The sequence below is a fragment of the Quadrisphaera sp. DSM 44207 genome (assembly GCF_900101335.1).
Taxonomy (GTDB): Bacteria; Actinomycetota; Actinomycetes; order Actinomycetales; family Quadrisphaeraceae; genus DSM-44207.
On the sequence record NZ_FNKA01000001.1, the window covers coordinates 250,131 to 265,186 of the forward strand.

The 15,056-nt window shown below is 77.0% G+C and carries 9 protein-coding genes; 5 read left to right on the forward strand and 4 right to left on the reverse strand.

Annotated elements, in window-relative coordinates; all coding sequences use genetic code 11:
- Window positions 1-73 precede the first annotated feature (73 nt).
- On the forward strand, window positions 74-775 hold the full coding sequence (locus BLS82_RS01130; RefSeq protein WP_092860873.1) for a biliverdin-producing heme oxygenase: 702 nt from the start codon (window positions 74-76) through the stop codon (window positions 773-775).
- 117 nt (window positions 776-892) lie between these two features.
- Here the strand turns inward: BLS82_RS01130 and BLS82_RS01135 are convergent, their stop codons facing one another.
- Genes BLS82_RS01135 through ileS form a run of 3 tightly spaced genes read right to left on the reverse strand, consistent with a single transcriptional unit; the run spans window position 893 to window position 5,987 of the window.
- On the reverse strand, window positions 893-1,303 hold the full coding sequence (locus BLS82_RS01135) for a DUF4233 domain-containing protein (RefSeq protein ID WP_092860875.1): 411 nt from the start codon (window positions 1,301-1,303) through the stop codon (window positions 893-895).
- Between the two features lie 41 nt (window positions 1,304-1,344).
- Window positions 1,345-2,760, reverse strand: coding sequence for a bifunctional folylpolyglutamate synthase/dihydrofolate synthase (locus BLS82_RS01140; RefSeq protein WP_092860877.1), 1,416 nt, complete (start codon window positions 2,758-2,760; stop codon window positions 1,345-1,347).
- Window positions 2,757-5,987: an isoleucine--tRNA ligase gene (gene ileS / locus BLS82_RS01145; protein WP_092860879.1), complete on the reverse strand. Its 3,231-nt coding sequence runs from the start codon at window positions 5,985-5,987 to the stop codon at window positions 2,757-2,759. The genes BLS82_RS01140 and ileS overlap by 4 nt, the downstream gene beginning before the upstream one ends.
- A gap of 372 nt (window positions 5,988-6,359) precedes the next feature.
- Here ileS and BLS82_RS01150 point away from each other — a divergent pair, with 372 nt between their 5' ends.
- Window positions 6,360-6,758, forward strand: coding sequence for a group I truncated hemoglobin (locus BLS82_RS01150; protein ID WP_092860881.1), 399 nt, complete (start codon window positions 6,360-6,362; stop codon window positions 6,756-6,758).
- Window positions 6,759-6,792: 34 nt separating this feature from the next.
- Here the strand turns inward: BLS82_RS01150 and BLS82_RS01155 are convergent, their stop codons facing one another.
- Window positions 6,793-7,536, reverse strand: a complete 744-nt coding sequence (locus BLS82_RS01155) for an SDR family oxidoreductase (RefSeq protein WP_176818864.1) — start codon at window positions 7,534-7,536, stop codon at window positions 6,793-6,795.
- A gap of 176 nt (window positions 7,537-7,712) precedes the next feature.
- Here BLS82_RS01155 and BLS82_RS01160 point away from each other — a divergent pair, with 176 nt between their 5' ends.
- The 3 genes from BLS82_RS01160 to BLS82_RS01170 all read left to right on the forward strand — a co-directional run bounded on the left by BLS82_RS01160 (window position 7,713) and on the right by BLS82_RS01170 (window position 15,053).
- On the forward strand, window positions 7,713-11,141 hold the full coding sequence (locus BLS82_RS01160; RefSeq protein WP_092860883.1) for a fibronectin type III domain-containing protein: 3,429 nt from the start codon (window positions 7,713-7,715) through the stop codon (window positions 11,139-11,141).
- A 34-nt stretch (window positions 11,142-11,175) separates the two neighbouring features.
- Window positions 11,176-13,869, forward strand: coding sequence for a valine--tRNA ligase (valS, locus tag BLS82_RS01165; protein WP_092860885.1), 2,694 nt, complete (start codon window positions 11,176-11,178; stop codon window positions 13,867-13,869).
- A gap of 254 nt (window positions 13,870-14,123) precedes the next feature.
- Window positions 14,124-15,053: a type IV toxin-antitoxin system AbiEi family antitoxin gene (locus tag BLS82_RS01170; protein WP_143028698.1), complete on the forward strand. Its 930-nt coding sequence runs from the start codon at window positions 14,124-14,126 to the stop codon at window positions 15,051-15,053.
- Window positions 15,054-15,056 lie beyond the last annotated feature (3 nt).

Sequence of the window (15,056 nt, forward strand, 5' to 3'; positions counted from 1 at the left end):
CCCCAGGCGCGCTGCACGATAGCGGCGCCGCCGGTGCCCCTCGGCGGCGCACCGGCCCGACCGGGGAGGACGCGTGAACTCACCGCAGGCGGGGCCGCCGGGCGCGTTCCCACCGACGCCGCCGGCGTCCGGGTTCGCCGCCCGGCTGCGCGCCGCGACGCGGGCCGCCCACGCGGACGCCGAGGGCGCCGGCTTCGTGGACGACCTGCTGGCCGGGCGCCTGGCGCGCGGCGCCCACGTGGCCCTGCTGGCGCAGAACCACCTGGTCTACGCCGTCCTGGAGGACGCCTGGGCGGCCCACCGGGACGACCCCGTGGTCGCGCCCCTCCTCGACGACGCGCTGCGGCGCCTGCCGTCGCTGGAGGCCGACCTGCGCTCCCTCGCCGGGCCCGGCTGGCGGGCGCTGCTGCAGCCGAGCCCGGCGACGCGCCGGTACGTGGAGCGGCTGCGCGCGGTCGCCTTCGACTGGCCCGGGGGCTTCGTGGCCCACCACTACCTGCGCTACCTCGGCGACCTCTCCGGCGGCCAGGTGATCCGGCGCCTGCTCGAGCGGGCGTACGGCGCCTCCGGGGAGGGGCTGCGCTCCTACGACTTCCCGGGCGTGGCGCCCAAGCCCTACCGGGACCGCTACCGCCGCCTGCTCGACGCCGCCCCGTGGTCGCCGGCGGAGCAGGAGCTGGTCATCGCCGAGGTCGCCGGCGGCTACCGCCTGAACCGGGAGGTCTTCGACGACCTGGGGGCCCGCTCCCCCGCCTGGCGCCGACCCGGCGCGTGACGCTCCCGCCGTCCTCGTCGTGATCATGCGGTTCCGGTGCAGCGGACCGGCAGCCCTGGTGGTGGCGCGGACGAGGACGGGCCGGAACGCGAGATCACCGCGGGTGGGACGAGGGGGTCAGGCGGGCGGGCCGGGGTCCGGTGGGCGGGAGCGGGCCTGCTGCGCCGCGAGGTCGCGGGCCCAGCGGCGGCGGTCGGCGTCGATGCGGCGCCCCACGGAGACGATCCACAGCCACAGCCCGGCGAAGAGCGCGCCGACGAGGAACATCGCCGGCACGACCACGCCCGTGGCGATCAGCACGCCCTGCAGCACCGTGCCGACGACCAGCCCGCCGGGACGGCGCACCAGGCCGGCCGCGACCAAGAAGGCCAGGGCCAGGGCCAGGCCCACGACCCACACCTGCCCGCGCCCGAGGCCGCCCTGACCGGCCACGAGGGCGAAGGCCACCAGCGTGGCGAAGAACGCCAGGAGGGCCTCCATGAGCAGCACCGTCGCCGCCAGCCGCGCCGTCATCACCGGCGGCGGCACCTCGAGCTCCTCCGGCGCCGGGGACCCTCCCGCCGGCTCGCTCACCGGTCGGCCCGCAGCAGCACCCGGGCCTCGCCCACGAGGGTGACCGAGCCGGTCACGACCACGCCCGCGCCCAGGCCGCCCGGCGCCTCGGACTCCGCGCGGTCGACGGCGACCTGCAGCGCGTCGTCCAGGCGGGGCGCCACGTGCACGCGGTCCTCCCCGAAGACGTCGCGCGCGACCTCCGCGAGGTCGTCGACGTCCATCGCCCGCGGCGACGCGGAGCGGGTGACGACGACCTCCTCCAGCGCCGGCTCGAGGACGTCGAGGATGCCCGCGGCGTCCTTGCCCTCGAGCACCGCGACGACGCCGACCAGCCGCGTGCAGTCGAAGCTGTCCTCCAGCGCCGCGACGAGCGCCTCGGCGCCCGCGGGGTTGTGCGCGGCGTCGACGAGCACCGTGGGGCTGCGGCGCACCACCTCCAGGCGCCCCGGGGACGAGGCGTCCGCGAGCGCGGCGCGCACGACGTCCGGGTCCAGCCCCTGCCCGCCGAGCAGCGCCTCGACCGCGGCGACGGCGACCGCCGCGTTCGACGCCTGGTGCGCGCCGAAGACCGGCAGCAGGACGTCCTCGTAGACCGTGCCGGCCAGGCCCTGCAGCGCGAGCACCTGGCCCCCGACGGCGACCTCGCGGGAGCGCACGCCGAACTCCAGGCCCTCGCGCGCCACGGTCGCGCCCTGCTCGGCGGCGCGGCGCAGCAGCACCTCGGCCGCCTCGACCGGCTGCCGGGCCAGCACCGCGACCGCGCCGCGGGCGATGATCCCGGCCTTCTCGGCGGCGATCTCCGCCACCGTCTCCCCGAGCAGCTCGGTGTGGTCCAGGGACACCGGCGTGATCACGGCGACCGCGGCGTCGACGACGTTCGTCGCGTCCCACCGGCCGCCGAGGCCCACCTCGACGACGGCGACGTCGACGGGAGCGTCCGCGAACGCGGCGAACGCCATCACCGCCAGCGCCTCGAAGTAGGTCAGCGGCACCTGCCCCGCGGCGCGCAACCGGCCGTCGACCATGGCGAGGTAGGGGGCGACGTCCTCGTGCAGGTCGGCGAACGCCTCGTCCGACAGCGGCTCGCCGTCGACGCTGATGCGCTCGGGAACGCGAGTCAGGTGCGGGCTCGTGAAGCGGCCCGTGCGCAGCCCGAGCTCGCGCAGCAGCCGCTCGGCGAAGCGCGCGGTGGACGTCTTGCCGTTCGTGCCGGCCACGTGCACCACGGGGTGGGCCAGGTGCGGGTCCCCGAGCAGGGAGAGGGCCTCGCGCACCGGCTGCAGCCGCGGCTGCACCGCGCTCTCGGGCGTGCGCGCCAGCAGCTCGGCGTGCACCGCGCGCAGCCGGGCGCCGGCGTCCTCCGGCGACGGCCGAGCGGCGCCGGCGGAGGGGTCGGCGGAGGGGTCGGCGGCGGGGTCGGCGCCGCTCATGCCCGCGCCACCCGCACCGCGACGTCGTCGCCGGCGCCGACGCGCAGGTCGACCCGCTCGGCGAGAGTCTCGCGCGCCACCAGGGCGGCGTGGCGACGCGCCCACGCCTCGCGCGCGGCCGGCACGGTCAGGGTCAGCGCGATGCGGTCGGCCACGTGCAGGCCGGCGCCCTTGCGGGCGTCCTGCACGGCCCGCACGACGTCGCGCGCCCAGCCCTCGGCCTCCAGCTCCTCGGTGACCGCGGTGTCCAGGACGACGAACCCGCCGCCAGGCAGCGTCGCGGTCGCCCGCTCCCCGCGCGCCGCCTCGTCGACGACCGTGGTGATCTCGTACTCGCCCTCCTGCAGGTCGATGCCGCCCGCGACGACGGCGCCGGTCTCGTCCACCTCCCACGAGCCGGCCCGGGCGGCCTGGATGGCCAGCTGCACCTGGCGGCCCAGGCGCGGGCCGGCCGCGCGGGCGTTGACGGTCAGGCTCTGGCGCACGCCGAAGTCCTCCGCGTCGGCGTCCTCGACGTCGAGCAGGCGCACCGCCCTGACGTTGACCTCGTCCCCGACCAGGCCCGTCAGCGGCGCGAGGGCCTGCGCGCCGGGGACGACGACGACCAGCTCGGCCAGCGGCTGGCGCACCCGCAGGCCGGCGGCCTTGCGCAGGCCCAGCGCCACCGAGCACGCCGAGCGGGCGGCGTCCATGGCGGACACGAGCGCGTCGTCGGCGGGCAGGTCCGCGGCGTCCGGCCAGTCGGCCAGGTGCACGCTGCGCCCGCCGGTCAGGCCGCGCCAGACCTCCTCGGTCGTCAGCGGCAGCAGCGGGGCCGCGACCCGGCAGACCACCTCGAGCACCGTGTGCAGGGTGTCGATCGCGTCGGCGTCCTCGGCCCAGAACCGCTCGCGCGAGCGGCGCACGTACCAGTTGGTGAGCACGTCGAGGAAGACGCGCAGGCTCTCGCACGCCCCCGCGACGTCGTAGGCGTCCATCTGCGCCTGCACGCCGGCCACCAGGTCGCGGGTCTTGGCCAGCGCGTAGCGGTCCAGCTCGTGCGGGGAGCCGGTGCGCCAGCGCCCGACCACCCCGCCGCCCTGAGCGCCGTCCTGCCCGTCCTGCCCGTTCGAGCGGGCCGTGCCCGCGTACAGGGCGAGGAAGTACCAGGCGTTCCACAGCGGGATGAGCACCTGGCGCACGCCGTCGCGGATGCCCTGCTCGGTGGTGACGAGGTTGCCGCCGCGCAGGATCGGGCTGGACATGAGGAACCAGCGCATGGCGTCGGCGCCGTCGCGGGCGAAGACCTCGCCGACGTCGGGGTAGTTGCGCAGGCTCTTGCTCATCTTGCGCCCGTCGTCGCCCAGGACGATGCCGTGGGAGACGCAGGTGCGGAACGCCGGCCGGTCGAAGAGCGCGGTGGCGAGCACGTGCAGGGTGTAGAACCAGCCGCGGGTCTGGCCGATGTACTCGACGATGAAGTCGCCGGGGTGGTGCTCCTCGAACCACTCGCGGTTCTCGAAGGGGTAGTGCACCTGCGCGAACGGCATGGACCCGGACTCGAACCAGCAGTCGAGCACCTCCGGCACCCGGCGCATGGTCGAGCGGCCGCTGGGGTCGTCCGGGTTCGGGCGGGTCAGCTCGTCGACGAACGGGCGGTGCAGGTCGGCCGGGCGCACCCCGAAGTCGCGCTCGAGCTCGTCGAGGGAGCCGTAGACGTCCACGCGCGGGTGCGCCGGGTCGTCGCTGACCCACACCGGGATCGGGCTGCCCCAGTACCGGTTGCGGCTGATCGACCAGTCGCGGGCGCCCTCGAGCCACTTGCCGAAGGAGCCATCGCGCACGTGCTCGGGCACCCAGGTGATGTCCTGGTTGAGCTCGACCATCCGGTCGCGGACCTTCGTGACCTCCACGAACCAGGAGGAGACGGCGCGGTAGATCAGCGCGTTGCCGCAGCGGTAGCAGTGCGGGTACGGGTGGTCGTGGGTCTCCTGGCGCAGCAGCACCGTGCCGGGGGCGACGACGCCGTCGGTGCCCGCCTTCAGGTCGCGGATGATGCTCGGGTTGGCGTCGAAGACCTGCTGGCCGGCGTAGTCGGCGACGAGGTCGAGGAAGCGCCCGCGCCCGTCGACGGGCACCACGGTCTCGATGCCGACGGCGTCGCACGCGGCCTTGTCCTCCTCGCCGAAGGCGGGCGCGAGGTGCACCAGGCCGGTGCCGTCCTCGGTGGTGACGTAGTCGGCGGCGAGCACCTGGTGGGCGTTCCGCCGCCCGGTCAGGTACCCGAACGGCGGGGTGTACCGGCGCCCGACGAGGTCGGCGCCCTTGAGGCGGGCGAGCACGGCGGGCTCGGCGCCCAGCTCGCGCGCGTAGGCGCCCAGGCGCGCCTGCGCGAGCACGAACCGCCGGCCCGCGAAGGCGCCCTCGGCGGGCTCGACGACGACGTAGTCGACGTCCGGGCCGACCGCGACGGCCAGGTTGCTCGGCAGCGTCCACGGGGTCGTCGTCCAGACGAGCGCGTGGGCGCCGGCGAGCGGGCCCCCGTCCTCGCCGCCGCCCGCGCCCGCCAGGCGCAGGCCGACGGTGACCGCCGGGTCCTGGCGCTGGCGGTAGACGTCGTCCATGCGCGTCTCGGTGTTGCTCAGCGGCGTCTCGCAGCGCCAGCAGTACGCGAGCACGCGGAAGCCCTCGTAGACCAGCCCCCTGTCCCACAGGGTCTTGAAGGCCCACATCACCGACTCCATGTAGTCGAGATCGAGGGTCTTGTAGTCGTTCGCGAAGTCCACCCAGCGGGCCTGGCGGGTGACGTACTGCTCCCACTCCGCGGTGTAGCGCAGCACCGAGGTGCGGCACGCCTCGTTGAACCGGGCGACGCCCATCTGCTCGATCTCGGACTTGCGCGTGATGCCCAGCTGCCGCTCGGCCTCGACCTCGGCGGGCAGGCCGTGGCAGTCCCAGCCGAAGCGGCGCTCGACGCGCCGGCCGCGCATGGTGCGGTAGCGCGGGACGACGTCCTTGACGTAGCCGGTCAGCAGGTGCCCGTAGTGCGGCAGGCCGTTGGCGAAGGGCGGGCCGTCGTAGAAGACGAACTCGTTCGCGCCGCGCTCGCCCTCGGGGCGCGCGGCGATGCTGGCCTCGAAGGTGCCGTCCTCCTGCCAGTAGCGCAGCACGGCGTCCTCGAGCTCGGGGAAGCGCGGGGACGCCGGGACGCTCGTGCTGCCCGCCGCCGACGCCAGGGGGTACGCCATGTGCTGCTCCTCGCCACCGCTGCCCGTGATCTTGCAGTTCCGGTCTGGTGCGAGGACGACGGCGCCCAGGAGGCCGGGCGCGCCGCGGTACCACCCCGCTTGCCGCCGGCCGCGCGCGTGCTGGGCGCTCGCGCGCGGTCGGCGACCGCTCGTCGACGGCTGTCACGGGCCGCACCCGTCCGGGTCTAGTGAGCTGCCCGAGCGGGCCGCTGTTCTTCCGGAGGCTCGCCGGTGATGGCCGGGTCGACGCCTGTGGGGTCCAGGCTACCCGAACACCCCGACCGGCCGAGCTGGACGCCGCCCCGGGCTGACCGGGCCCGTGACCTCGGTGCCTTGACACCCGGCGCGGGTCCCCGCGACGCTCCTGCCCTGATGACGAACGGCGTCGAGGACCCGCGCAGCGCCCCCAGCGACTACGAGCGGGTGGGCGGCGGCCCGGCGGTCGCGGAGGTGGTCGACGCCTTCTACCAGCGGGTGCTCGCCGACGACGCGCTCGCGCCCTACTTCGCGGGCGTCGACCTCGCCCGCCTCGAGCGCCACCAGGCGCTGCTCGTCTCCCAGGTCATGGGCGGGCCGGTCGAGTACGACGGCCGGGACCTGCGCACCGCGCACGCCGGCCTGCGCGTCACGGACGGGGACTTCGACCGCGTCGTCGAGCACCTGGTCCTCACCCTGCAGGGCGCCGGCGCGCCGGACGACGTGATCGGCCGCGTCGGTCAGGCCCTCGCCGGCACGCGCGGGGACGTCGTCGCCGGGACCGAGCCCGCCTGACGCCGAGGCCGCCGACGCGCCGGGCCCGGGGCGCCTACGGCTCGCGCACGACCTTGTGCTGGGCCGCCTGCGCCAGCGGGCGCACCACGAGCAGGTCGACGTTGACGTGGTGCGGGCGCGTGAGCGTCCACGCCACGCAGTCGGCGACGTCCTCGGCGGTCAGGGGCTCCCTCACGCCCGCGTAGACCGCGTCGGCCTTCTCGCGGTCGCCGCCGAAGCGGTTGAGGGAGAACTCCTCGGTGCGCACCATGCCCGGCGCGATCTCGATGACGCGCACGGGGTCGCCGGCCAGCTCCAGGCGCAGCGTGCGCGCCAGCGCGCCCTCCGCGTGCTTGGCGGCCGCGTACCCGCCGCCGCCCTCGTAGACGACGTGCGCGGCGGTCGAGCTCATCACGAGGACGTCGCCGCGGCCGCTGGCGCGCAGCGCCGGCAGCAGCGCCTGCGTCACGCGCAGCGTCGCGAGGACGTTGACGTCGAACATCCGCTGCCAGTCGGCGGGGTCGCCGGTGGCCACGGGGTCGGTGCCGACCGCGCCGCCGGCGTTGTTGACCAGGGCGGAGCAGGCACCGGCCGCCTGCGCGACGCGGGCGACGTCGTCCGGGTCGGTGAGGTCGGCCGGGCACGGCTCGCACCCGGTCTCGGCGGCCAGCGCCCGCAGGCGCTCCTCGCGGCGGGCCACGGCCAGGACCGACCAACCCTCGGCGCGCAGCCGGCGCACCGTCGCCGCCCCGATGCCCGAGCTCGCCCCGGTGACCACTGCCCTCAGCGCGCCGTCCACGCCGCCATCCCACCACGGCCGCCCGCGCCGGACCGACCGCGCCGGACCGACCGCGCCGGACCGACCGCGCCGGGCCGACTGCGCCGGGCCGACCGTGCTGGGCCGATCGGGCGGTCGCTCCCGCGAGCGGCAGCGGGCGCCCTCACCGGCGGGTCGCGCGCGACCGATGCAGCCGCATGCCCGTCCCGCGCCCGACCGCCGCCGGCTCCGTCCTCGCGCGCGCCCTCGCGCCGCTGCTCGCCGTGGCCGTCGTCGCCGCCGTCGCGCTGCCGGGCGCGCCGGGTCCGCAGGGCGCGCCGTCCGGCGTCGTGCGCCTGGACGACGCGGCCCCCGTTCACGGCCTCCTCGACTTCACGCCGCCCCCGGTGCCGTCCGGGGTGAGCGCCGCGGGGCACGACCGGTCGCTGGCGGTCAGCTGGTCCGCGGTCGTCGACCCCGACCCCGTCACGTACCACGTGTACCTGGACGGCGTCCTGGCCCGCAGCGTGGCCGCCCCGGCGACGAGCACGACGCTGACCGGGCTGGTCAACGGCCGCTCCTACGGCGTCGCCGTCAGCGCCAGCGACGTCCACCCCAACGAGTCCGCCCGCTCGGCCGCCGTCCTCGCCGCGCCCGTGGACGACGTCGCCCCGCCCGTGCCCACCGGGCTGGCCGCGGCGCGCGGCGACGCGCGCGTGCACCTGACGTGGACGCCGGCCACCGACGCCGACACCGCGCGGGTGCGGGTGCTGCAGGACGGCGTCCGGGTCGCCGAGCTGGCGGGCACCGCCGGCAGCCACACCGCCACCGGCCTGGTCAACGACCGCGAGCACGCCTTCGCCCTCGTGGCCGTGGACGCCGCCGGCAACGCCTCCACCGCCTCGCCGGCCGTGCGCGCCACCCCCACCGACCTGACCGCCCCGGCGGCCCCGGCGGAGGTGAGCGCCCAGGCCGGCGACGCCCGCGCGGTGGTGCGCTGGCGGGCGGTGCCGGACCTCGACGTCGTCCGGTACTCGGTGCTGCGCGAGGACGGCGCCGTCGCCGCCGGCGTCGACGCGCCCGCGACGTCCGCGACGGTGACGGGCCTGACCAACGGCAGCACCTACCGGCTGCGCGTCGTGGCCGTCGACGGGCACGGCAACACCTCGGCGGCCAGCGCCGCGGTCGAGGTGACGCCGGTCGACACGACGCCGCCGGGCACGCCCACGGGCGTGGGGGCGGCCGCCACGGCCGGCGACCGCTCGCTGACGGTGACGTGGACCGCGGTGACCGATCCCGACCTGGTCGGGTACCGGGTGCTCCTCGACGGGGCCGTGGCCGCGCAGGTGGGCGCGGGGACGACGTCGACCGCGCTGACCGGGCTGGAGAACGGCCGCGAGTACGCGGTGACCGTGGTGGCGCTGGACGGCGCGGGCAACGCCTCCGCGCCCTCGGCGCCCGTGCGCGCCACCCCGGTGGACACGACCGCTCCCGCGGTGCCGGAGGTGCTCGGCGCCTCCGGCGGCGACGGCTCGCTCTCCCTCAGCTGGGGCGCGGTGCCGGACGCCGACCTGGCGGGCTACGACGTCCTGCTCGACGGCGCCGTGGTGCGCACCGCGCCCGCCGGCACCACGAGCGCGACCCTGGCCGGGCTGGTCAACGGCACGACGTACGCGGTGGCCGTGCGGGCCACCGACGCCACCGGCAACACCTCCGCCGCGAGCGCGGCGGTGCGCGTCACGCCCGCGGACCGGACCCCGCCGTCCGCACCGACCGGCGTCACCGCGCAGGCGGGCGACGCCTCGGCGGTCGTGCGCTGGAGCGCCGTCCCCGAGGGCGACGTCGCCGGCTACCGCGTCCTCGTCGACGACGCCGTGGCGGTGACCGTGCCGGCCGGGCAGCTCACCGCGACGCTGACGGGCCTGGTCAACGGCAGGGCGCACGCGGTGGCGGTGGTCGCGGTGGACGCCGCGGGCAACGCCTCCGCGCCCTCGGGCGCCGTGGCCGCCACGCCCGCGGACGCCACCGCCCCGGCCGTGCCCGACGGGGTCACCGCGACCGCTGGCGACGGGTCGGCGCGGGTGGAGTGGACGGCCGTCGCCGACGCCGACCTGGCCGCGTACCGGGTGCTGCTCGACGGCGCGACCGCGGCGACGGTGCCGGCCGGCACCACGAGCGCCTCCCTCACCGGCCTGGTCAACGGCACCGCCCACGCCGTGAGCGTCGTCGCCGTGGACTCCTCCGGCAACGCCTCCGCCGCCTCGGCCGCGGTGTCCGTCACGCCCACCGCGCCGCCCCCGCCCGCGCCGTCCCCGCCACCCGCGCCGCCGTCCCCGCCACCCGCGCCGCCGTCCCCGCCGTCCCCGCCGCCGTCGCCGTCCGTGCCGGCGCAGGGGGCGGGAGGGCTGTCGGGCCTGGCCGCCACCCGCGACGGACGCTGGGTCGTGCTCGGCACGCGGGCGGCCCTGGAGGCCGGCGACACCAACGGCCAGTACGAGCTGCACGTGCTCGACCGCCGCGCGGGCACCGCGCGCCGCATCGCCGCGCTGCCGGCCGGCGCCACGGCGAGCGACTCCACGAACACCAGCGCGGTCGCGCTCAGCGAGGACGGGCGCTACCTCGCCCTCGCCAGCCGCGCGGCGCTGGTGGCGTCCGACACCAACGGGCAGCTCGACGCCTACCGGCTGGACCTGGCCAGCGGCGCCTGGCAGCTGGTCAGCGTCCCGGCCTCGGGCGCGGTCTCGGCGAGCGCGGGCACGGTCCTGCAGACCGGCTCCTCGATCTTCGCGACCGGCCCGTCCGTGGCGATCAGCGCCGACGGCGACCGGGTGCTGTTCTACTCCGCGCGCGCCGACCTCGTGCCGGGCGACACCAACGGCGCCGTGGACCTGTTCGCCAAGGACGTGGGCACGGGCGCGGTGCGGCGGGTGTCCTCCAGCGCCGCGGGCGGTGAGCTCGGGCGCGCGGCGGCCGGCCCGGCGCTGGCGCTGACCCCCGACGGCCGGTACGCGCTCTTCCCGGCGAGCCGCCCGAACGGGCCCGCGACCCTGCTGCGCAAGGACCTGCTCACCGGGGAGGTGCTGCCGGTCTCCACCGGGCGCACCGCCGCGGGGGCCGTGGTCGAGGTCGCCGTCTCCCGCGACGCCGGCGACGTCGCGGTCAGCGACGACGGCCGGTACGTGCTCTACAGCACCGCCGCGAAGGTGACCACGACGAGCCCCGGGGCGCTGGGCGCAGCGGCGCTCGCGCACCGCCAGGACGTCGCCACGGGCGCCGTGGTGGCGCTGGGCAGCGGCCAGACCACCGCGTGGGAGCACCAGCTCGCGCTCGACCCGACCGGCCGGTACGCGTTCTTCTCCACCAGCGCGGCCGCGCTGCCCGCGGACGCCAACGGCCGCACCGACCACTACCGGCGCGACCTGGCCACCGGCGGCCTCGTGCTCGTCACGGCCCGCGCGGACGGTTCGCCCGCGCCGGGCGCCGGCGGGGCGACGACACCGGCCGAGTACGGCGCGCTGGTGGCGCTCAGCGCGGACGTCGTCCTGGTCACGACGCTGCAGCCGCTGGTCGCCGAGGACGCCAACGGCGCCCGCGACGTCTACCGCAAGGACCTGCTCAGCGGGGCGGTCGGCTCGCTCGTGCCCTGACGGAGCGAGCGGGGTGCTCTGGGAGACTGGGCGCATGCCCGAGCACAGCCCCGCCCCCGACGCCGCCGCGACCGCCCCCGCCGGCCCTCGCGTGCCCGAGCGGCCCAGCCTCGAGGGCCTCGAGGCCAAGTGGGACGCCGTCTGGAGCGAGCAGGGCACCTACGCGTTCGACCGCACGGCGACCCGCGAGCGGGTGTTCTCCATCGACACCCCGCCGCCGACCGTCTCCGGCTCGCTGCACGTCGGGCACGTGTTCAGCTACACGCACACCGACTGCGTCGCCCGCTACCAGCGCATGCGCGGGCGCGAGGTGTTCTACCCCATGGGGTGGGACGACAACGGCCTGCCCACCGAGCGCCGGGTGCAGAACTACTTCGGCGTGCGCTGCGATCCGTCGCTGCCGGAGGAGGGCGAGGGGTTCGCGCCGCCGTCCAGCCCCGACCCCAAGCGGCCGGTGCCGGTCAGCCGCCCGACGTTCATCCGGCTGTGCGAGCAGCTGACCGCGCAGGACGAGGCGGTCTTCGAGTCCGTGTGGCGCCGGGTCGGGCTGAGCGTGGACTGGTCGCGGATGTACACGACGATCAGCGACGACGCGCGCGCCGTCGCCCAGCGCGCGTTCCTGCGCAACCTCGCCCGCGGGGAGGCCTACTCCGCCGAGGCCCCCGGCCTGTGGGACGTCACCTACCAGACCGCCGTCGCCCAGGCCGAGCTCGAGGCCCGCGAGCACCCCGGCCACCACCACCGGGTCGCGTTCCCGCGCGCCGGGTCGTCCGGGGCGTCCGGGGCGTCCGGGTCGTCCGGGTCGTCCGGGTCGTCCGGGTCGTCCGGGTCGTCCGGCGACGTCGTCATCGAGACCACGCGCCCGGAGCTGCTGCCCTCCGTCGTCGCGCTGGTCGCGCACCCGGACGACGAGCGCTACTCCCCGCTGTTCGGCTCGACCGTGCGCTCGCCGCTGTTCGGCGTGGAGGTCCCCGTGCTCGCGCACCCGCTCGCCGAACCCGACAAGGGCGCGGGCATCGCGATGTGCTGCACCTTCGGCGACCTGACCGACGTCACGTGGTGGCGCGAGCTGGACCTGCCGACGCGCTCGGTCGTCGGCCGCGACGGGCGACTGGCGCGCGAGGTGCCGGAGTGGCTGGCCGCGGCGTCCGCCGAGGGCGCCGCCCTCTACGCCGGGCAGCTCGCCGGCGCCACCACCCACACCGCCCGCGAGCGCGTCGTCGCGGCGCTGCGGGAGTCGGGCGCGCTGCTGGGCAAGCCGGCGCCGACGCTGCGCGCGGCGAACTTCTACGAGCGGGGCGACAAGCCGCTCGAGATCGTCGCGAGCCGCCAGTGGTACCTGCGCAACGGCGGGCGCGACCCGCAGCTGCGCGAGGCGCTGCTGCAGCGCGGCAAGGAGCTGCGCTGGGTGCCCGAGCACATGCGCCACCGCTACGCGGACTGGGTCGAGGGCCTCAACGGCGACTGGCTCGTCAGCCGGCAGCGCTTCTTCGGCGTCCCCTTCCCCGTCTGGTACCCCCTCGACGAGGACGGCGCCCCGCGCTACGACGCCCCGATCCTCGCCGACGAGGCGTCGCTGCCCGTCGACCCGGGGTCGCAGCCCGCGCCCGGGTACACCGAGTCCTCGCGCGGTGTCCCGGGCGGCTTCACCGGCGACCCCGACGTCATGGACACCTGGGCGACGTCCTCGCTGACCCCGCAGATCGTCACCGGCTGGGAGCGCGACCCCGACCTGTTCGCCCGCACCTTCCCGATGGACGTGCGCCCGCAGGCCCACGACATCATCCGGACCTGGCTGTTCTCCACGGTGGTCCGCAGCCACCTGGAGCACGGGGCGCTGCCGTGGAGCACGGCGACGATCTCCGGCTTCGTCGTGGACCCGGACCGCAAGAAGATGTCGAAGTCCAAGGGCAACGTCGTGGTGCCCACCGACATCCTGGACAGGTACGGCGCGGACGCCGTGCGCTGGCGCGCCGCCTCGGCCCGCCCCGGCACGGACACCCCGTTCGACGAGGCGCAGATGAAGGTCGGGCGCCGCCTGGCCATCAAGGTGCTCAACGCGAGCAAGTTCGTCCTCGGCGCGCTGCCCGCGGGCGCGCAGGCGCCGGGCGCGCAGGCCGTGGGCGTCGACCTCGACCGCGGCCTGCTCGCCGGGCTCGCGGCGGCGGTCGCGGAGGCGACGGCAGCGTTCGACGCCTACGACTACACGCGCGCCCTGGAGGTGGTCGAGCGGTTCTTCTGGACCTTCTGCGACGACTACGTCGAGCTGGTCAAGGACCGCGCCTACGGCGGGCTGGGCGCCGCCGAGGCGGCCTCGGCGCACGCGACGCTGGCCCTGGCCCTCGACGTCCAGCTGCGCCTGCTCGCGCCGTTCCTGCCGTTCGCCACGGAGGAGGTGTGGTCGTGGTGGCGCTCCGGCTCGGTGCACCGCGCCGCGTGGCCCGCGGCGTCCGAGCTGGCCGACGCCGCGGCCGGCGCCGACGCGGGCGGCCTCGCCGTCGTCGCGGAGGCGCTGGCGGGCGTGCGCAAGGCGAAGTCGGAGGCGAAGGTCTCGATGCGCACGCCGGTCGAGCGCGTCGTGGTCACCGCCCCGGCCGCCGCGCTGGTGCACCTGCGGGCCGCGGCGGGCGACCTGCGCGCCGCGGGCCGGGTGGAGGAGCTGGAGCTGGTGGCGGAGGGCGAGGAGGTGGCGGTGCGCGAGGTCGCCCTGGCCCCGGCCCCGGCGTGACCCCTCCCCCGCCGTGATCTTGCAGCTCCGGTCCGTCGAGGCACCAGACGTGCATGATCACGACCAGGACACCGCGTCGATCTCGCACGTCCCGCCCCCTCCGGTGGTCTTGCACGTCCCGTCCCCCCGGTGATCTCGCACGTCCCGTCCCCCCGGTGATCTGGCACGTCCCGTCCCCCCGGTGATCTTGCACGTCCGGACCGCGCCTGTGGACGACGACAGCGCCCGGGTCCCGGCGCGCGCCACGCTTCGCCGTGCGCACCTGGGACCAGCCACCTGACGGGCCGTTCGAGCGCTCGGACCTCGACCGCCTGCGCATCCCGCGCCAGCAGCTGGCCGAGTGGCTGGCGCTGGGCGCGGTCGTGCATCCCGTGCGCGGGGTGTACCTGGCGGAGCGCTGCGCCGGCGACACCGGCGCGCGCGCCGCGGCGCTGGCGCGGCGCCTGCCGCCGGGTGCGGCGGTGGCCCGCTCCACCGCCGCGTGGCTCCAAGGCTTCGACCCCCGGGCCCCCGACCAGGCGGACGCGCCCCTGCCGCTGGAGTGCGTCGTCCCGGTCGGCGCTACCCCACCGCGCCGACCGGGCGTCGTGGCGCGGCAGTCGCTCCTGCTGCCCGGCGACGTCGTGGACGTGGACGGCGTGCCCGTCACCTCTCCGGACCGGACGGCGCTCGACCTCCTGCGCCACCTGCGCCCGCACATGGGGCTCGCCGTGCTGGACGCCATGACCGCGGCGTCAGCCGCGGCTCCGGACGCCCTGCTGGAACGGCTCGCGGGCATGCCGGGGCAGCGGTCCGTGGCACGGGCCCGGCGCTTGGTGGAGCTGTGCGAGCCGGCGAGCGAGTCGTACGGCGAGTCGTGGCTGCGGTTGCGCCTGGTCGACGCCGGGTTCCCCCGGCCCGAGCCGCAGATCTGGATCCACGACCGGGCCGGACGAGGCCTGTACCGCCTCGACTTGGGCTGGCGCGAGCGGAAGGTGGCCACCGAGTACGACGGCGTGGAGTTCCACGGGTCCCCCGCCGCCCGCGCCGCCGACCTGAGGCGCCGTGACCGCCTCGCCCGGGAGCACGGCTGGACGGTCGTGGGCGTCGGCCGCGGCGAGGTGCTCGGCCACAGCCTGGCCCTCGAGCTCGGGGTGGGTCACCTGCTCGGCATCGCTCCGACCATCCGGCGGCGCACCTGGTGAGCC